We start from the raw sequence: 20,024 nt of genomic DNA on the forward strand, positions 1-20,024 counted from the left end.
TCATGCCCCATATGATAATTAGCAGTTTTGCATTTTTACCCATTTATTTGTTGCAATTTAATAATGAACTAATCCTAAGAAACCTCATAAAGGAGAAAATGCAGAGTGAAGGGTCGGCAAACAACCGTCACTATTTTAATGGCCGATGATGATGAGGACGACTGTATGTTAGTTCGTGAAGCATTAGCAGAAAGTCGCTTGACCATTGAGCTACGCATGGTTCGAGATGGAGAAGAGTTAATGGATTATCTGTATCGGCACGGTCGATATGCTGATCCTAATATTTCACCTCGTCCAGGTCTGATTTTGTTAGATTTGAATATGCCGAAAAAAGATGGTCGTGAAGCACTTAGGGAAATCAAAAATGATCCAGAACTAAGGTCAATTCCCGTGGTCGTACTTACTACCTCAAAAGCCGAGGAAGATATCTATCGTACCTATAATTTGGGAGCAAATTCGTTCATCATTAAACCGGTGACCTTTGCAGCCTTAGTAGAAGTAATGAAAACTATAGGAAAGTACTGGTTTGAAATTGTAGAACTGCCGCTATAAGCGTGGGAGGCAGCAATGAAAAGTAACTTAATCAGGGTTTTGCTGATTGACGATGATGAAGATGATTATATATTAACTCGCGATTGGTTTAAAGAATTTCAAGTAGCTTCGTGTACATTGGAATGGGTAAATAACTATCAAGCAGGCAGAGACGCGATCGCCTCTGGGCAGTATGATGTTTATCTAGTAGATTACCGTTTAGGCGATGGCAACGGACTAGAATTATTACGTGAAGCTATTGATCGTGGCTGTACAGCCCCGATTATTTTTCTCACCGGTCAGGGAGACAGAGAAATAGATATCGAGGCCATGAAAGCCGGGGCCGCAGATTATCTCGAAAAAAGCCAATTGGCAGCCCCTTTACTAGAACGTTCTATTCGTTATGCCTTAGAACGTAAACAAAATGAGCAAAAAATCCGGGAACAAGCCGCCTTATTAGACGTAGCAACTGATGCCATTTTTGTCCAGGATTTAGATAATAAAATTTTATTTTGGAATAAAGCTGCTGAACATCTTTATAAATGGAAAAAAGAAGAAGCTATTGGTAAAAAAGCCTCAGAACTTTGGCAAGAAAAAGATTTATCAAAATTACAAGCCGCCCTCTCGATTCTAATGAAAAATCGTGCCTGGGAAGGTGAATTACAACAAATCACAAAAACTGGTCAAGAGATTACAGTTGAAAGCCGTTGGACACTCGTCAAAGATTTTGACAACACAACCCAATGTTTTTTAGTTGTAAATACTGATATTACTCAAAAAAAATTATTAGAATCACAATTTTTACGCGCCCAAAGATTAGAGAGTATAGGTACTTTGGCTAGTGGTATTGCCCATGACCTGAACAATGTCCTAGCACCAATATTGATGACAGCACAACTTTTAGAATCACAACTAGATGATGAGCGCAGTCAGCGACTTTTACCAATTTTAATTAGCAATGCCAAACGGGGAGCAAATTTAGTTAAACAAGTATTATCTTTTACTCGGGGGATGGAAGGCGATCGCACCTTGCTGCAACTCAAGCACATAGTCCGAGAAATCCAGCAAGTAATTCGAGAAACCTTCCCGAAATCCATTAACGTTTCTACCTCTATCCCTCCAAATCTTTGGACTATATACGGTGATGCCACCCAACTGCATCAAGTACTGATGAATTTATGTGTCAATGCCCGTGATGCTATGCCCAACGGTGGTAATTTAACAATCTCCACAGAAAATTTTTTAGTCGACGAAAACTATGCCAGAATGCATTTAGATGCGCAAGTAGGGGCTTACGTAGCAATTACCGTTGCTGACACAGGAGTGGGTATTGCCCCGGGAATTATAGACCGGATTTTTGAGCCATTTTATACAACCAAAGAATTTGGTAAAGGAACTGGTTTAGGTCTTTCTACGGTACTAGGAATTGTCAAAAGTCACGGCGGTTTTGTGAGTGTTTACAGTGAAGTTGGCAAAGGTAGTCAATTTAAAGTGTTTTTGCCGGCACAACAGACACCAGAAAGTCTAGAAGAACCAGAAAAAGAATTACCCACCGGCAATGGTGAATTAATTTTGGTCGTTGATGATGAAGATTCGATTCGGGACATCACCAAAACATCCCTAGAAACCCACAATTATAAAGCGATCACAGCTAGCGATGGCATTGAAGCGATCGCTCTTTATGCAGAACATCGCGACGAAATATCTGTAGTATTAACAGATATGCTCATGCCATCTATGGATGGACTGACAACCATCCGCACCTTGAAAAAAATTAATCCCAACGTCAAAATTATCGCCGTCAGTGGACTGGCTTCCACCGAAAAGGTAAACGCCGCAGCCGACATCGGCGTCAAAGCCTTTTTATCTAAACCCTTCACCGCCAAGCAATTATTGCAAACCATTGGTGTGGTGAAAAGTGGAAAGTAGTTTGTGATGGGGAGATGGGGAGATGGGGAGATGGGGAGATGGGGAGATGGGGAGATGGGGAGATGGGGAACTCGGGGCCCCCACGACCGATAGGGAGTGGGGATTAGGGGCAATGGGGTGATGGGGAGTGTGAGGAGTGGAGGAATAACCACTAACTACTAACCACTGTAGAGACGTGCCATGGCACGTCTCTACAACAACCACTAACCACTAACTACTAACCAATGACAAATGACAAATAATTCTGAAATTTTAGCTGTGAATGACGCTTTTTATCGGGCGTTTGAAAAAAAAGATATTGAGGCTATGAGTGCAGTTTGGTCTCAAGGAACTGGTAGTCTTTGTGTTCACCCTGGCTGGGATATACTCCGGGGTTGGAAAGCAATTTCTACCTCTTGGCAGAAGATATTTAAAAATACTCCTTATATTGAAATTAACACCGAGTTAATTACTGTAGAAATACGCGATCATCTTGCCTACATTGTGTTAGTAGAAAATGTGATGCAAGTGATCAATGGTAGAAAAATCGAAGCGCGATCGCTTGCTACAAATATTTTTGAATTTTTGGGAGGAAAATGGTACTTAATCCATCATCATGCCAGCCCGATTATGCGATGAGATGCGCTAACGTAGTGATATAATTGTCACTATAGCAAAGCAATGAAAAGAATCGGGGTGTTAATCTCTCTGGGAATATTAACGTTTATTTTTATTTGGGGTGGTTTGTTTTCTCATCCTGCCGCATCGCAACAAATAGAATCTCGACTTAACAATTTAGAAGCTGATTTTAATCGCTTGCAGTCAGAAGTAAATCAACTCCAATCCCAGTTATCAAATCGTCCTTCTTCATTACCCAGAACAACCATAACTCCGTCGCCATCCCGACGAAATCTTTCCCAACAAGAAAAAGATAAAATGTTTGATAGACTGGCGACGTTAGTAGTCGAAGTTAAGCGCCAAGTCCAAGGATTGGAAAAGCGAGTTACTAAATTAGAGTCTCGTTAAAAGTTCAAGAATCAATTAATTTGATCAACTATTTGGTTGAGCTTTCCGTGAAAACATAGCGTTTTTCAACCCAAATGGTCGTGGAGTTTTTCTGCATTTGAATCTTTGAATTAGGACAGTTTAGTAGCTTTATTTTTGTCGAATTAAACTTCAGTTTCAAGATGATGTGCCCTTGTCTGGTTTGCACAAAAGGCGAAAGATATTACTGTGTTAAGGTGTAGACGGAAATTGGAAGTTGTTTTTACCTACTAACTACTCACAGCCTTAACCAGCCATTTGTTCACACTAACTTATATCAAGTTCGACTAACTGCTTACGATATTATGCTTGGCTGTTGGTCATTAGTTTTTCCCATTACGGATTACCAATTACCTATTACCAGCATACGCGACAGTATAGGTATTCAAGCGAACATGATATTAACTAAAATCTCTGTCCAGCAAAAATTGATCGCACTTCGCCGTTGCGGCGGATGATTGCTTCTTTGTTTGCCACATCTACTAGTGTCCAACCACTAGAACCGATGCTTTCACCAATATCAATGCGCTGAGTCACACCATTGATTTGAAATAAAGCAGCAGATTTGGATTTATTCTCTGACTCTAGCAATCCCTCAAGAATATAGGCAGGAGTAGGAGCAGATGCAATAGCTGTTGGTTGTTGGTTAATGGTTGGTGGTTGTTGGTTGTTGGGTGTTGGTTTGGGTGCTTGTCTAACTGTAATTGGTGCAGCTTTTATATCTACGGGTTTCAGATTTTGTTGTACTACTGCTAAGACATTTACGGGTTTAGTTGGTTGAATCCCACTATTGGGAGAAGGTTTGACAATAGATGGTGGTTTAGAGGTATTTGTTGTCTTTTGATTCATAACAGATGGCAGTGGTGGCAAAGTTGTACTGATGCCAGAAACCTTTGGAGGTACGTAGCGCATTGGTAATGGCGCTTTATAAACAGGAATATAAATTCGCTCAACAACGTTCGTAGAAGTGGAAGAACTCGGAGTAGGGGATGTATTGTTAGCGGTCAAAACTGGTGGTAGGTTAGGAGGAGGTTGGTCATTCCTGACATAAGCTAAGGCTGTGCGGTTAGTTGTTACTCCTGGTGTGAGTGCAACGTTGACGGGTTTGATATTGGTTTTCGCTTCTTGTCTGTCTATGGCAGCAAGCGAACCCAACATATAATTCACAAAATCTGCTTCTATTTCTGCTTTTGTAGGCAGTTGTGGTTGGGGTGCTTCTAAGGCTTGCTGGAAAGATGCTAATCTGAAGCGGTGGAACAAACCAGAGTTGATTAACCAGACAATGCTAGCGATCGCCACTCCTAAGGTTGTTCCTATACTTAGCATCCGACTGAACCAGTTTCGTGATTTTGGGCGTACTCTCTTAACAACTTTTCTGACAGAAGCAGAATTCACCACTACTGCATTCGGGTTGTTTCTGTAGTGCGCCACTGTTTGTATGTTTTGCCACGGTTGATTTGGCAAGACAACTGGCGGCATCGGGTATGTTTGTTGCGCCGTGTGCGAAGGTAGGTTGGGACTACCATCCAAAATCGAGTCTATATCGGCAAATAGATCATCCATAAAACCATCTGCGTAGGTGTCTATCGTCCAAGGTTCAATGGCGATTAATTCCTCTGATGGTTCTGGAATAATGAGGTTGGTGCTGGCTTCTTGAGACATAGCGATTTTTCAGTTTTAGCTTCGTCGTAGGGAACCAATGAATTGTTAGCCCTGTATGCTGATCTGGGAGCAAAAATCTATTACCTCGTCTCAGTTAGACGAGTTAATGATGGTTTTGGTATTAAATTCGACTGGAGTCAGGAAGCAAGATGATTATTCTCAGTATATACTGATGTCATCAATCATACTTAACTATACCCTGATATACCCTACTACTATACTCCCGCTTCATAAAGTTTGTTGGGAAGCTAAAGCTGAAAACTCAGTATCCGTCTTTGTTCTGCGCAATTCTAAATAAATTAACAAAGCGTTGATATCAGCCGGATTCACACCACCAATACGTGCTGCTTGACCAATGGTCAACGGTTTTACCTTGGTGAGCTTTTCCCGTGCTTCTTTAGAAAGGGTATCAATTGCTCCGTAATCTAAATCTGGAGGTAAGTGGCGATTGGCCTGACGAGCAATTTGCTCAATTTGATTTTGCTGTCTCGCCAGATAACCAGAGTACTTGATATCAATTTCTGCCCCTTCTGTTTCGGCACGGTTGAGGTGAGGATTTGCGAGTCCGTAGGTGTTGAGGTCTAGATAATGAAAGCCGGGACGCCGTAATAGATCAGCGAGGGTGATCGAACCTTTGATCGCTTGTCCTGTGGCTTGGGCGATCGCTTTGCCAATTTCATCATGTTCTTTCACCCGGATGCTATGCAACCGTTCTTTTTCGGCGGCAATATTTGCTTGCTTGCGGGTAAATAATTCCCAACGGCGATCGTCAATCAAACCAATTTCCCTTCCCAAAGGAGTCAGGCGTTGATCAGCATTATCAGAACGTAAAATTAAACGATACTCTGACCTACTAGTTAACATCCGGTAAGGCTCCCGCAAGTCTTTTGTACACAAATCATCAACCAGTGTACCGATGTAACTTTCTTCACGGGGAAACACAATCATCGCTTTTCCCCGCACAAATCGTGCCGCATTAATTCCTGCCACAATCCCTTGGGCTGCTGCTTCTTCATAGCCAGTTGTGCCGTTAATTTGTCCAGCACAAAACAGTCCTTCGATCTTCTTTGTCATCAGTGTGGGAAAACACTGCGTCGCAGGCAAATAATCATACTCCACAGCATAAGCTGGACGTAGCATGATACAGTTTTCCATACCAGGAAGACTCCGCAACATTTGCAATTGCAAGTTTTCTGGCAATCCTGTAGAAAACCCTTGAATATAAAGTTCTGGTATATCTCTACCTTCCGGTTCGATAAATATCTGGTGGCTTTCCTTATCAGCAAAGCGCACAATTTTATCTTCAATACTAGGACAGTAACGCGGTCCTTTCGCTTCTACCCAACCACCATACACCGGGGACAAGTGGAGATTTTCGCGAATCAGACGATGGGTTTCGGCTGTTGTCCGCGTCATGTAGCAGGGCATTTGTTCCCTTTCTACCCACACTTGGGGATCAAAGCTAAACCAACGCACATCGTTATCCCCTGGCTGGGGTTCCATTTTGCTGTAATCTACAGACCGCTTGTCAACTCGTGCAGGAGTACCTGTTTTCAAGCGCCCAGTCTCAAAGCCCAAACGCTGTAGAGTTTCCGTTAGCCCGACAGCAGCAAATTCTCCAGCCCTCCCAGCTGACATCGACTTGTTACCAACCCAAATTTTGCCGCCTAAAAATGTACCAGTTGTAAGAATTACCGCTTTGCATTGGAAACCTACACCAAAATAAGTCTGGACGCCAATGACTTCATCGTTAGTACCCAGCACTAAATCTGTAACCATCCCCTCACGGACAGTTAAATTTTCTTGATTCTCAACAATACCTTTCATCACCGCCGCGTACTCCCGCTTATCTGTCTGGGCGCGTAATGCCCACACCGCAGGTCCCCGCGAAGAATTGAGAATCCGCTTTTGCAGGTAAGTACGGTCTGCCATCTTACCTATTTCTCCGCCGAGTGCATCCACCTCATGGGTTAACTGAGATTTCGCAGGCCCACCTACTGCTGGGTTACAAGGTTGCCAAGCAATTTTATCTAAGTTGAGTGTCAACAGCATGGTACGGCAACCAAGGCGTGCGGTAGCAAGCGCTGCTTCACAACCAGAGTGACCAGCACCGACGACGATGACATCAAAAGCGTCTTGAAAATCTATAGAATTGTGCATGGTCATAATGAGAAAACACTAAGCATGGAGATTCTGATCAATTTTAACTGATACTGTCTTTTCAGATTTATGCCATGTTGAATGGAAAATTAAGGTTGATATGGATGAAAGCGGTGAATGAAAGTTATGTTTTGGAAGGCGAACACTGTCTTGGAAAGCTTTGAGCGGAGAAAACCTTCGCACCCTAACCTTAAGCCGCAAAGCGTCTACAAACTTCCGCCGATGCACACAGATGAACACTGATGGACACAGAGAGATTATTCATTGTGCATGATGTCATTTGTTGGTGTATAAGTCTTGAAATACAATCAGATTTTTGCCTATCGATACTGTTGCTTTGCTAGAGTGAATATTTCTAATAAAACTATCTTTCCCAAAAATTATATTTCTAACTACACTAGACACTCTAGTAACTTCTGATAACTTAAAACACAAATAATTTCATAATATCTAACACTTTATAATCACTTTTAAACTAGTACAAATCCAACCCTTATTGAACAAACCAATCCCATCAGATACAAATACCTACCAATGATCTATCTGTGTACATCTGTGTTCATCTGTGTGCATCGGTGTTCGACATTCATCCAATAATTATTCTCATAGCGACAATTTACATCCAGCAAAATAATTGAAGAAGGCAGAAGTACGAAGGCAGAGGGCTTTTATGTTTCGTTCAGATGGGGTCGAATCCCCATCTGAACGAGAGCCACTGAACGGAGGTTCAGTGGGGGTCTTAAACCCTTGTTCCCTTCGGTCACAGGCAGCTATGCAGCTATGCTGAATTCCCTTCTGCCAACTGAGCCTCCTGCCCTCTGCCTTTCCCTGATAAAAACTTATATAAATCCTAAGAAAACTCAATTCTAAAATGTTCTAACCAGAATCATAGATAATCCCTATTGTATTTTACATAAACTAGAGTTTTGTCAATAATTATCTGCGATAAACGTTGATAAAAAATGTTTACAAAGTTTAATATTATGGTTCTAGACCATCATAAGTATTTTTGCTCAGAAACATGATAGGCGATCAATTTCCCTGGCTCACTGCGATCATTCTATTGCCACTAGTGGGTTCCCTAGCTATTCCCTTCTTGCCCGATAAAAACGGCAAGCGTCTGCGCTGGTATGCCTTGGGCGTAGGTATGGTGGACTTTATGTTGATGTGCTATGCCTTTTGGCAAAATTACGATCCCAGCAGCGCATCTGTTCAACTTGTGGAGAAATACACCTGGATACCTCAGTTGGGTTTGAACTGGGCAGTTTCAGTTGATGGGCTGTCTGTGCCACTCGTACTGCTAGCAGGATTGGTAACAACACTGGCGATTTTTGCAGCATGGCAAGTCGATCGCAAACCGCGCCTATTCTATTTTCTAATGTTGGTGCTGTATTCTGCACAGATAGGCGTGTTTGTTGCCCAAGACATGCTGCTGTTGTTCATTATGTGGGAACTAGAACTGGTTCCTGTCTACCTACTCGTTTCTATTTGGGGCGGACAAAAGCGTCGCTACGCAGCTACAAAATTCTTGTTATACACAGCAGCAGCTTCGATTTTTATTCTGGTAGCAGGGTTAGCAATGGCCCTCTACGGTGACAATATGACTTTTGATATGGTCGAATTGGGGATGAAAAATTACCCACTGGCACTCGAATTGCTGCTGTATGCAGGATTGTTGATTGCCTTTGGTGTGAAGCTGGCTGTTTTCCCCATGCACACCTGGCTACCTGATGCCCACGGTGAAGCGTCTGCGCCTGTGTCAATGATTTTAGCAGGTGTACTCCTAAAAATGGGTGGATATGGTTTAATTCGTCTCAACTTAGAACTTTTATCTGATGCCCACGTTTATTTTGCGCCAGTTTTAGCTTGTCTAGGTGTTGTCAATATTATCTATGGTGCATTGAATTCCTTCGCCCAGCCCAACATGAAGCGCCGCCTCGCGTATTCATCGGTTTCTCACATGGGTTTTGTCCTGTTGGGTATTGCATCCTTCACCGACTTGGGAATCAGTGGGGCGATGCTACAGATGATTTCCCACGGTTTGATTGCTGCAGTACTGTTCTTCCTTGCAGGCGTCACCTACGATCGCACCCACACACTGATCATGTCAGATATGGGTGGTATCGGTCGAGCAATGCCGAAAGTATTTGCCCTGTTTACAGCTGCTGCAATGGCGTCATTAGCCCTTCCTGGAATGAGTGGTTTTGTGGGTGAACTCGCAGTCTTTGTCGGCGTCACCACTAGCGACATTTACAGTTCGACTTTCTGTACTGTTATGGTTTTCTTAGCAGCAGTAGGACTCATCCTCACACCAATTTACCTACTCTCGATGCTCAGACAAGTATTTTACGGTTCAGATGTTGCTCCTGCTTGTGTGATTTCTGATGCAGGTTCACAAAACCAAGACAATGAGGAAGCTGTTTGCTTCGGGACTAACTGCGTCCTCCCAACTGAGGCCAAATTCAGCGATGCTAAGCCGCGTGAAGTGTTTATTGCTGCTTGCTTCTTGCTGCTGACTATCGGTATCGGCGTCTACCCAAAACTGGCTACCGAGATGTACGACGTCAAAACTGTTGCAGTTAATACCCAGGTGCGCCAATCTTACATCCAAATCTCACAAACCAATCCCCAAATATTTGCTAAGGGCTTCCTATTTCCCAAAATCGCAGAATCTAATATAGCTTCCGTTGCTGGAATAGATAAATAACCTTGCGATCGCCTTACATAGTCAAGCTTTGCCGAGGACAGGGAAAATATTCCAAAATCTGGGAGGGGTTTAATAGCCCCTCCTATTATTTTTTTTTAACGAAAATTATACAATGAAAAAGCTATGTAAATAAACGTAAATTCCCTGGTTTCGAGTAGCGCTTTAGCACCAGATTTTTATATCAGAAATTCTAGCCAGGAAACCTACCTATAAAACTATGAAAAATGAAACGACTTTGGAAAAAAACTGCCTTTTTTACGCTTCTTGCCTTAATTGTTTTTAGTCTAGTGGCAAGTAGTGGAACAACAAAGAAAATCCTGAGTCAAGATACTCGTAATTCAGAAAGTTACATTCTTGCTGATCCGCCTCACAAACAGCAGCAATTAAATCAACTTTATATCGGTATAGTTAATGAGATAGTCACCCCTACTCCCGAGACTACTCCTACTCCTAATTTAAACTTGACTAACAGAGAGCGGTTTTTGACAGCAATTACAGATCAATTATCAACAATTCCCCAATTTGGGACTTATGAATATATTTTGTTGCGTGCCTATGGGGCAGCTTTTGTAAATCATAATCCCGAGGTTCAACTTCCATCTAAAGTGTTATTTAAAGATGAAAAAGAAACAAAAGAATTTCAGGATACCCTGACAATGGGTAAAGTGAATGGAACTAACAACTGTTATTTACAAAAAGTAGCAGCCGATGCCTTAAATCAGGCTAAAGCACAAATTAGTATTCCCTTAAAATCTGGTTACGCTGATAGTGACTGCACTCGTAGTTTTGCCGCCAACGTTAGATTTTGGAGAAAGTATGCTAACGATAAAACTTTAGCAAGAGTTCAACAAGGTCAAGAAACAAAAATTTTGGGAACAGTTGCACCTCCTGGTGCATCACAACATCTGTGGGGATTAGCAATTGATTTGCGAGTATCAACTGAAGCTCAAAGACAGGCTTTAAATCAAAATGGTTGGTTTCGCACTGTGGAATATGATGTACCTCATTGGACTTATATTGGTTATCCGCCGGATAAACTGAGTGATTTGGGATTTCAAAATAAAGTGATTGGTGGAATTAGTTATTGGCTAACTCCTTTATAAAATACTTTTTCCTCCCACAGCTAAAAGCACATAGACTTCCACCTTCAATTTTGTCACAAGTGCATAAATCTAAGCATGACGCCACTGATCTAAAACGTCTTTAAATAAAACTTCCTCTAACCAAGTTTTTGCAACCACTGTTAGCGGTATAGCCATTAATAACCCCAAGGCGATCGCAGTTAAGAAGAACGCAGTATTTATCAGGAGGTATGGATTGATTCAACCAATTCGACATCTACGTTGTTGGGCAAGTGCCTTTATCTGTTTGCCCAGATGCACCACCAACGACTACTCCCTGACACATCTTTACTGCTTGATATTTCTACGTAACAAGCTGTGTCACTCATTTGTGTTTAACTTCATCAACGCGTCAATTAAATATGACGTACCTATGGAAGATAACCGACAGAAAAATGTTTGCCCATTTTACCCAGACGAAGAATATCGAAACATGATTCTGTCGGGGATTTTCTTTACAAGATGTCCGATTTTCTATTTATTTCATATATGGCAAAGTTTGGTTATCACGCCTCCCACGAACAGTTCAAGCCGAGCGCTCTGTTAGAATACGCTCAAGCTGCCGAAACAGCGGGATTTAACTTCATATCTTCTTCGGATCACTTCTACCCTTGGAGCGATCGCCAGGGAGAAAGTGGTTTTACCTGGTCTTGGCTGGGTGCAGCCATGCAAGCAACAAGCTTGCCTTTTGGTGTAGTTTGCGCGCCCGGACAGCGCTATCACCCTGCCATCATTGCTCAAGCAGCAGCAACCTTGGCGGAAATGTTTCCTAACCGCTTTTGGGTTGCTTTAGGAAGTGGTCAGGCATTGAATGAAAAGATTACAGGCGATCGCTGGCCCGCCAAAGCCGAACGTAATGCCCGTTTGCAGGAATGCGTTGATATTATCCGCGCTCTTTGGGCAGGTGAAACCGTCACCCACTATGGTTTAGTCCGTATAGAAGAGGCAAAGCTTTATACCCGTCCCCAAATTCCGCCCCAAATCATCGGCGCAGCAATTACCCCAGCAACAGCAGAGTGGTTGGGGGGATGGGCTGATGGGCTAATCACAATTTCTCACCCCTACGAGAAGCTAAAACAAGTGGTTGAGGCTTTCCACCGGGGTGGTGGCGAAGGAAAACCGATGTATTTAAAAGTACAGATATCCTATGCAGCCAACGAGGCAACTGCCCGTCAAGGAGCTTACGAACAATGGCGCACGAACATTTTCCAAAGTCCTGTGTTATCAGAACTCCGCAATCCTCAGCAATTTGACGCGATGGCAGAGTTTGTCAAGCCAGAGGACATGGACGAGCATGTGCGGATATCAGCCGACCCGCAGCAGCATATCGAGTGGTTGCAAAAATATGTAGAACTGGGATTCAGTGAACTCTCTCTACACAACGTCAACCGGGAGCAGCAGAGGTTCATTGAAGTTTTTGGTGAAAAGGTTCTACCAGCATTGACTAGAAAGTGACCGACTTTGTCATCCAATTTTGGTGGATTTTGGATTGACCTCATGGATAAATCCGAGGGCTTGAGGGTTTTGGATTTTAGATTGCGGATTAGACCCCAAGGGCGATCGCGCCCACAACCAGGGGATTGGCAAAAGGGTAAGAATTTTCATGTATTGGTTGTGTACCAAAGTTCATAAATAGCTGTCTTGAAAAGCTTTTAAGTTCCCTCCGGGACGCTACTCTTACCTTGAAGCCAAAGAAGGCGCGTCTACAAACTTTTCAACAGTGCAAGGCGATGGATTATGGGTTTGCTGTTTTAGTTAATCCCTGTTAAGAGTTAAGAGTTCCCCATTAGATGTTGTACTGGAGAGTTGGCACGTTTAGGGCAAATTCCCCACACGCCTTACTATGGCACTGCTGATGCCACACCATTGTATTTAATTCTGTTACATGAAGCTTGGAAATGGCTGGGGGATACTTCGCTACTGCACGAACAGCGAGATGTGGCTTTGCGTTGCTTAGAGTGGATTGATAAATATGGTGATCTTGACGGTGATGGTTTTCAAGAGTACCAAATGCGCTGCAATTCGGGTTACGGAATAGAAAACCAAGGTTGGAAAGATTCTGGTGATGCCATTGTCTACCCAGATGGCACTCAGGTGAAAGCACCCAAGGCTTTGTGTGAGTTGCAAGGTTATGTCTTTGATGCCTGGATGCGGATGGCAGAAGTATTTGATGTGTTAGGGGAAAGGGAATTTTCTGGTGAGTTACGCCGTAAAGCTGCAAAACTGCGTCACTCATTTGAAGAAAGCTTTTGGTGTGATGACATTGGTTTTTATGCCTTTAGCCTCGACCCCGACAAAAAACCAGTCAAAACAGTATCTTCCAATCCCGGTCACTGTTTGTGGAGCGGTATGATTAGCCCAGAACGTGCTGAACGTGTGGTTAAGCGCTTATTTGCACCGGATATGTGGACTGGCTGGGGTATCCGCACTTTATCTACACAAAATTCTGCATATAATCCATTTTCTTACCATCGCGGCTCCGTCTGGCCCCACGATAACAGTATCATTGCTTTGGGACTGAAAAGATATGGTTTTTCTCAAGAAGTAGCTGATGTTGCTTTGGGAATTTTCGAGGCTGGTAGCCTTTTTAGCAATTATCGTTTACCTGAGCTTTACGCAGGAGTTGAAAAAGAGCCTGGAACTTTCCCCGTACCGTATATAGAGGCAAACGTACCTCAAGCATGGGCAGCAGCATCTGTGTTTCAAATTTTACAAGCACTCCTCGGTTTGCAAGCGGATGCCCCAAATAATTGCCTGCACCTAGACCCCTATTTACCTGAATGGTTGCCAGAATTGACGCTGCGACGTGTGGAAGTTGGCAAGGCGTCAGTTGATTTGCGGTTCTGGCGGGATGGAGCAAGTACAAAATGGGATGCTGCGGTTCAAGAAGGCGATGTGGAAGTTAAGCAGCAAACTTGGCAGCCTTGGAGTGTAGAATAATCTTTCACAGTAGTGTAAAAGACTATGCCAGGGTTTTTTGAAAATTGAAACTACCTAGTAGAAATGACGGTGATGATAGGCAAGTTCATAACGAAATTTTTACACAAAGGCTCTGCGCTCCTTTGCGCTTAACTTTTCGAGCCTCTGCGTTCAAATTGCTACTTTCTTACGCAAAGCTGTACTTAATCATGATTATCCACGTTGGGGTGGAAAAAAGAGTACAGGATACCAGCTATAACGTAATAATTCCGCCGCAAAACTGGAAACCAACCATTGTTGGAGTTTACCTATCGTTCCTGAAGACACTGCGATCGCACTAATATCTGCCATTGTAGCCGCCTCTAAAATCTGAGTGACGCAGTGTCCTTCGCGAACTTCTGTCTCCACTTGTAAATTTACTCTCTCTAAATCAGCTTTAATCTGAGATAGAGTTTGCCCTGCCTGCTGCGGTAAGATTTTCTTTGGTACTTCTCGGCGACCAGTATCTTCTAATACCCAGCATAGCTTACACTGTTGTAGATATCTATCAGATTGTTGTTGAGCTAATTGCTTCACCTGTTGCACTAGATAATTCGCCGCTTGAGTATCGTTGTAGGGAAGTAGCAAAGAACGGAAAAGGTGCTGACAACGAAGCGTTAATTCCTCAGAAGTATAAGTAGAGATTAACTGAGGACGCAGTACCAGAAGAGGAATCGTTGTTTTGTGAGACAAGTCAGCCATTGTACTACCCACCAATTTTTCAGTGAGTAAGCTGCGACTTTGAGAACCCAGTATAATCAATTGGGACTGATAGGTTTGGGCAACCTTAAGGATGATTTCCACAGGCTTTCCCGATTGAACTTCTATTTTTACTTCTACATCAGTAGGACTTTCACCAACAGTTTCGGTCAATCGAGTTTGAGCTTGTTCTATTTTCTCAGTATCGGCTCGTGGAATAATGCCTTTTTCCCACAATGGAACAGCGTGCAGAAAAACAATTTGCTTCATCCCCGCAAGCGCAAGACTAGAAACAAAATGTGTGAGACGGTGTAAACCATCAGAAAAATCTGTGCAAATCAAAACTCGTTGAAACATAGATAACCAGTAAAAAATATTTAGAAATCTTCTAATTTAATCCCAAAACCTATAATCAAGTTCGTTTGAATGCTTACAGCATATTTCATTTTAGTGATGAAACTGCAATCATTTTAATAAATTAGCTATAGCAATACATCATCACTTTTCAATCACATTTGAGGCATATAACTAAAGTGGCGCTGCTTGCTGGAAAAGAAAATCAACAGTGAGGAAACTATGCGATCGCGCGCAATTCTCATCCTCATCTCTTTGTTAATAGTCGTCGGCTTTTTAGGTTTTCAGTTAGAACTGAATTTGCCAGGAAGACCGCCTTCTATTGACAAAACCTATACACCATTGACAAAATCTCCCCCCACAAGTGTAGGTTCCTATGATGTTTTGGGTTATGTAGTCGAGTCTGAAAAAGCCGACAGATGGCTGCAAACCGAAAAAGGACGCCAAGCACTTTCTCCTGATCATGGTGCGGTTAAAGTTACCCAAGACTTAATAGATTTGGGTCGTGATGCTTTTTATCAAGAAACCTTTGGTAATGAGTATCTATTTACAGATGTCGTCGGTATTCTGGATAGCCCAATTAATTTACGTAGTATTGCCAAAGCAGTTTTGGGTTTGAAAGGAAAGGCAACTACAAATCTGCAACTGCCTATAGACCAAGATATTACCGTTGGCGATCGCACCTTCAAAGCTGGTACAGTTTTGAATACTGGTTTAGATGTACCTGGAGGTTCGCTATTTCCTTTAGGGTTAATCACTCACCTCGACAAAGGTCAACTGCGAGTAGGAATTACTTGTGCTTTGTGCCATGCAACAGTGAGTGCAGAAACCGGACGTATTTTAGAAGGTGCAATCAATACAGACATCAATTTGGGCCCATTAATTGCGATGGCAAGTAATTCTGCTGCGCTCTTCCGTCAGACAGATGTCAATCCAACCAAAATTACACCGGGAGAACATACTTTCATCAACAACAAAGGAGAAACAGCAAAACTCCCTGACCCAAAAATTATGGAAGATGAGGTTGATGCTGCGATTCTTTCCTGGCCACCTGGTAACTTTGTCTCTAATGGCGACCTCAAGAATAACTCAGCACAAATTCCATCTTCCTACACCCACGAAACTTTTCCCTACGCTTGGAGTGGTGTTGCTTCCATCGGTTGGTTCCATGGACTGACTACATTGAATAATGCCGTATTTGGGTTAAACGCAGATCCAACAACCACAGCATGATGGTGGTGTAGCTGCTAGTGCTGAGTCAATCAAGCAAAATGAAAATGAACGCTTTACTATTGCCAAACCAGATGAGTTGGGAATGGCTGGAACTCTAATGCGTGGTATTGCACCCGACTCAGAAGCTAGTTTGCGAGTACTGCTTGATCGGAATTTGCGTGCAGCTGTAGTTCCAGCCAACCAAGCCAATTCCAATTTGCAACGCTCAAACGTTGACGGTATTTGTTGCGGTAACGGCTGTATTCATTGTTTCCTGTCTGCTACTAATACATTCTGGAAAAGGATTAACGAGAATTGATATATCGACAGATATTTATACTATTAGTTTACACAGTTTGCCGTCATTTATTGATAACCATCGCGTCAATTATGACGAGCAAAACGAATGAAACAAAACAATGAATAAACCAAGAGTAAATAATTTTTTAGAACAAATAAGTACTAGCAAGTTAGTTCACTATTTGCTACTATTTGCACTTGGATGGGGAATAGTCCAAGTTTTGGCTTATTTTTCCACAGTAATTGTAATTTTTACTTTGGCAGCAGTTTTAGCATTTGTACTTAATTATCCTGTGCAGTGGGTGGAGCGTTTTTTACCGCACACTTTAGCAGTCATTTTAGTTTTTTTATTAAGTCTCTTAATTCTTGGTGTTTTTACATTTACAATCGGTTTTGCAGCTTTATCTCAGGGACAACAATTGCTCAGTCAATCTCCAGAGTTTGTCAACTTTATAATATCATTATTAGAACGACTAGAAGCTTTACTGGATCAGTGGAATTTGCAAGTGGATTTAAGCGCTGTTGAAGAGGAACTACGAAATCAAGCTTTAGCCGGAATTGGTTTGGGTTTCGAGACAGTTCAAAGATTACTTGCCAGCTTAGTTGATGTAATTTTGATTGCCGTTGTTGCTTTTTTCATGTTACTAGATGGTGAACGTCTCTGGTATTTCATTCTGAAATTTTTTCCCGAACGTCTGCGTAACGAATTGACGGTTGCTATTCAGCGGAACTTTTTAGGCTTTTTCTGGGGACGGCTAATTTTATCTGTGTTCTTTGGGGTTTCTGCTTTTATTGTATTTTTGATTTTGCAAGTGCCTTATGCATTAATTTTAGCTACCATTGCCGGAGTTTTTGACTTGATTCCAGGCATTGGAGCCACATTAGGAATTAGCCTTGTGGCTTTAATTGTTTTACCTCAAGGAATTTGGCTCAGTCTTAAAGTATTAGTAGGTTGTATTTTACTTCAACAAATAGAAGAGAATTTACTTATGCCTCGCATTATGCAAGGTTCGTTGAATATTAATCCAGTTGTGATGTTTTTTGCACTATTAATAGGTGCAAGAGTCGCAGGACTACTAGGAGTTTTTCTGGCTGTTCCCATTGCTGGAGTAATTATTAGTTTATTTGAAATGGATGAGTTGAAAGCAGATTGACACTAATACCAATTATTTATGAAGATGCACATTATTTTAAAAAACTAACTGCTAAGACGCCATAAACGCGCAAGCGGCTTCCGGAAGGGTAGAACGCTAAGAGTGGAGGGTTACTCATTTAGTACGGCTTCACATTAAATTGATATAATGTGACAATTAAAACTTTGCGATCGCTCGTTGCGATAGATGATGACCTAGAATAATTTCTTGATTCTGAATAGATAAATTTGGTAGGGTGGATACTGTTCATCCTTTACTTTCTCAAAAATTATTGGCGTGCGAGGGATAGCATTGTGCGAAATATAAATGGTATTCGCAATCGTTTTAATAATTTCAAAAACAAACGAATTCCGCTACCACGATTAGAGGAAATACGCAGTGGTCTATTAGAAGAATCAACAATAAGTATTAATTATATAGTGCTAATTTTTGGTTCTTGTATCATCGCTACCTTAGGATTGCTTTCTAATAGTGCTGCTGTGATTATTGGTGCCATGATTATTGCACCTTTAATGTTGCCAATTCGGGGAGTAGCATTTGGAGCTTTAGAAGGCAATGTAATCTTATTTCGTAAAGGTTTAACTGCGATTATATTTGGAACTATTCTAGCAATTGCTTTAGCTTGGTTTATCGGTTACTTCGTAGCGCTTCCAGAATTTGGTAGTGAAATTATCGCCCGTTCTCGACCCACTTTACTAGACTTAGGAATTGCCGTAGCGGCTGGGGGAATTAGTGGTTATGCAAAAGTGGAACCAAAAATTTCTGAAAGTTTAGCCGGAACCGCGATCGCAGTTGCACTTATGCCACCAGTTTGTGTAATTGGCCTGGGTTTATCACAAGTAAATTTGTCACTTAGTATCGGTGCAACAATACTTTATCTAACTAATTTACTGGGAATCACTCTTTCTTGTATGGTGACGTTTTTGCTAACGGGTTGCACCTCCTTTAAACTTGCGAGAAAAGCCCTTGGATGGACGCTAGCTTTTACAGCAATACTTTTTATTCCCTTAAGCATAAGCTTTTATCGGTTAATTAGACAAGCTAGACTTGAAACTAGTATTAGGCAAGCATTGCTGAATCGAACTGTTACCTTTCAACGGGTGGTACTCCTAAATAGTAGTGTGAATTGGTTAACCAATCCGCCACAAGTTCGTTTGAATGTTAGGACAAAGGAACCTGTAACACCAACACAAGTAATCTTTTTAGAAAAATTTTTAGAAAAAGAAATGGGTCAACCTTTCACCTTAATTTTTGAAGTTGGTCAAATTGAGGAAGTTAGGGGTGACACCCCAGAGAATTTAAAGTTTTAAAAACAGTAATTGTGAAAATCAACTAATAGTTTTTGTTGTTGTATAATTCAATTTTAATTTATTAATTTTGATGTAACTTTGTTCTATATTTTGATATATCTATTCCCAACTCAAATTGTCTTCTTTTAGCTGAAAAGCGATTGACACGCTTGTTAAACACTGAATTAAAATTTGCACTTCTTCGCTAAAGTTCAGTAGTGGCGTGACACGAATACAATGGTGCAAAAAATCTCTTCTTCTTTCTGGTGTGTTCTCTCTTGCCTCATGCGGTTTATTTATGCACCATTTTAGTCCTGTCAGTCCACTACTAGCTGCTGATGTCAGCAATAAACCATTTGATTTTGAAGCAAAAACCTATGATTATAAAATTTTTGCGACAACAATTTGTTCTGTTTGTAACAGGAATTTTTCTGGTATCTGTGCTACTTGCTTGTCAAGGAACACCGATCGCAGAGTCACCAACTCCCACAGTAACACCTGCAACAGAGCAAACTCTTGCTGCGAACCAGTTTCCCCCCGTAGCATATCCTGACAGAGAACTGAGTGCTTCCCCCGCAGAGCTACCAGAATTACCTTACGCTTATAACGCACTAGAAAAAGCCATTGATGCAGAAACGATGAAACTGCATCATGACAGACACCATGCTACATACGTGGAAAACCTCAACGAAGCATTGCAAAACCTGAACTGCAAAACAGAAGTGTAGAAGCAATGCTACGCGACTTGAATAGCCTACCAGAGGATATTCGGGAAACGGTACGCAACAACGGTGGCGGTCATCTGAACCACACAATTTTGTGGCAAATCATGAGTCCTAATGGTGGCGGAGAACCAACGGGGGAAATCGCCCAACAAATAAATCAAACCTTTGGTAGTTTTGATGCCTTTAGAAAACAGTTTAAT

Annotated in this window: 17 protein-coding genes and 1 pseudogene; 14 read left to right on the top strand and 4 right to left on the bottom strand. The window is 41.9% G+C overall.

The genetic code is table 11. The features are described 5' to 3' along the window. Positions 1–105 precede the first annotated feature (105 nt). Complete coding sequence (locus tag UYI_RS0122395; protein WP_016868915.1) at positions 106–552, top strand: response regulator; 447 nt, start codon at positions 106–108, stop codon at positions 550–552. 15 nt (positions 553–567) lie between these two features. After that, positions 568–2,460, top strand: coding sequence for a hybrid sensor histidine kinase/response regulator (locus UYI_RS0122400; RefSeq protein WP_016868916.1), 1,893 nt, complete (start codon positions 568–570; stop codon positions 2,458–2,460). On the opposite strand, the gene UYI_RS37095 is transcribed toward UYI_RS0122400, so the two are convergent. Next, positions 2,422–2,664 (bottom strand): hypothetical protein, encoded by a 243-nt coding sequence (locus UYI_RS37095; RefSeq protein WP_081589254.1) that lies wholly within the window; start codon positions 2,662–2,664, stop codon positions 2,422–2,424. The two genes, UYI_RS0122400 and UYI_RS37095, sit on opposite strands and share 39 nt — an antisense overlap. Positions 2,665–2,691: 27 nt before the next feature. Between UYI_RS37095 and UYI_RS0122410 the strand changes: the two genes are divergently transcribed. Both UYI_RS0122410 and UYI_RS0122415 read left to right on the top strand, forming a co-directional pair. Next, on the top strand, positions 2,692–3,078 hold the full coding sequence (locus UYI_RS0122410; RefSeq protein WP_016868918.1) for a nuclear transport factor 2 family protein: 387 nt from the start codon (positions 2,692–2,694) through the stop codon (positions 3,076–3,078). Between the two features lie 42 nt (positions 3,079–3,120). Then, entirely contained in the window at positions 3,121–3,465 is a 345-nt protein-coding gene (locus UYI_RS0122415) for a hypothetical protein (protein WP_016868919.1), read from the top strand. A gap of 423 nt (positions 3,466–3,888) precedes the next feature. On the opposite strand, the gene UYI_RS0122420 is transcribed toward UYI_RS0122415, so the two are convergent. Beyond that, complete coding sequence (locus UYI_RS0122420; RefSeq protein WP_016868920.1) at positions 3,889–5,145, bottom strand: hypothetical protein; 1,257 nt, start codon at positions 5,143–5,145, stop codon at positions 3,889–3,891. Between the two features lie 228 nt (positions 5,146–5,373). Further along, complete coding sequence (gene mnmG, locus UYI_RS0122425; protein WP_026086114.1) at positions 5,374–7,311, bottom strand: tRNA uridine-5-carboxymethylaminomethyl(34) synthesis enzyme MnmG; 1,938 nt, start codon at positions 7,309–7,311, stop codon at positions 5,374–5,376. Between the two features lie 1,015 nt (positions 7,312–8,326). On the opposite strand from mnmG, the gene UYI_RS0122430 reads away from it, so the two are divergent. The 5 genes from UYI_RS0122430 (at position 8,327) to UYI_RS33205 (ending at position 14,073) form a co-directional block, all read left to right on the top strand. Then, positions 8,327–10,012 carry an NAD(P)H-quinone oxidoreductase subunit 4 gene (locus UYI_RS0122430; RefSeq protein WP_016868922.1) on the top strand — a complete coding sequence of 562 codons (1,686 nt, stop codon included), beginning with the start codon at positions 8,327–8,329 and terminating at the stop codon, positions 10,010–10,012. Between the two features lie 224 nt (positions 10,013–10,236). Then, on the top strand, positions 10,237–11,115 hold the full coding sequence (locus UYI_RS0122435; protein WP_016868923.1) for a D-alanyl-D-alanine carboxypeptidase family protein: 879 nt from the start codon (positions 10,237–10,239) through the stop codon (positions 11,113–11,115). Between the two features lie 507 nt (positions 11,116–11,622). Then, positions 11,623–12,588, top strand: coding sequence for a TIGR03885 family FMN-dependent LLM class oxidoreductase (locus UYI_RS0122440; RefSeq protein WP_016868924.1), 966 nt, complete (start codon positions 11,623–11,625; stop codon positions 12,586–12,588). A gap of 6 nt (positions 12,589–12,594) precedes the next feature. Next, positions 12,595–12,765, top strand: coding sequence for a hypothetical protein (locus UYI_RS37755; RefSeq protein ID WP_162140414.1), 171 nt, complete (start codon positions 12,595–12,597; stop codon positions 12,763–12,765). A gap of 174 nt (positions 12,766–12,939) precedes the next feature. Beyond that, entirely contained in the window at positions 12,940–14,073 is a 1,134-nt protein-coding gene (locus UYI_RS33205; protein WP_016868925.1) for an amylo-alpha-1,6-glucosidase, read from the top strand. Positions 14,074–14,265: 192 nt separating this feature from the next. Here UYI_RS33205 and UYI_RS0122450 read toward each other — a convergent pair whose 3' ends face one another. Next, positions 14,266–15,147 carry a universal stress protein gene (locus tag UYI_RS0122450; protein WP_016868926.1) on the bottom strand — a complete coding sequence of 294 codons (882 nt, stop codon included), beginning with the start codon at positions 15,145–15,147 and terminating at the stop codon, positions 14,266–14,268. A gap of 219 nt (positions 15,148–15,366) precedes the next feature. Here UYI_RS0122450 and UYI_RS39150 point away from each other — a divergent pair, with 219 nt between their 5' ends. From UYI_RS39150 to UYI_RS33215, 5 genes and pseudogenes are all read left to right on the top strand, one after another. Then, complete coding sequence (locus UYI_RS39150) at positions 15,367–16,377, top strand: hypothetical protein (RefSeq protein ID WP_235147998.1); 1,011 nt, start codon at positions 15,367–15,369, stop codon at positions 16,375–16,377. 82 nt (positions 16,378–16,459) lie between these two features. Then, positions 16,460–16,675 (top strand): hypothetical protein, encoded by a 216-nt coding sequence (locus UYI_RS38400; RefSeq protein ID WP_051035577.1) that lies wholly within the window; start codon positions 16,460–16,462, stop codon positions 16,673–16,675. A gap of 100 nt (positions 16,676–16,775) precedes the next feature. Next, a complete protein-coding gene (locus tag UYI_RS0122460) occupies positions 16,776–17,810 on the top strand; it encodes an AI-2E family transporter (RefSeq protein WP_016868927.1) in 1,035 nt (344 codons plus the stop codon). A 293-nt stretch (positions 17,811–18,103) separates the two neighbouring features. Continuing rightward, positions 18,104–19,120: a TIGR00341 family protein gene (locus UYI_RS0122465; protein WP_016868928.1), complete on the top strand. Its 1,017-nt coding sequence runs from the start codon at positions 18,104–18,106 to the stop codon at positions 19,118–19,120. A 356-nt stretch (positions 19,121–19,476) separates the two neighbouring features. After that, positions 19,477–20,024: pseudogene (locus UYI_RS33215) on the top strand (superoxide dismutase); the annotation flags it as partial.

The sequence above is a fragment of the Fischerella muscicola PCC 7414 genome, assembly GCF_000317205.1.
In the GTDB taxonomy this organism is placed as follows: Bacteria; Cyanobacteriota; Cyanobacteriia; order Cyanobacteriales; family Nostocaceae; genus Fischerella; species Fischerella muscicola.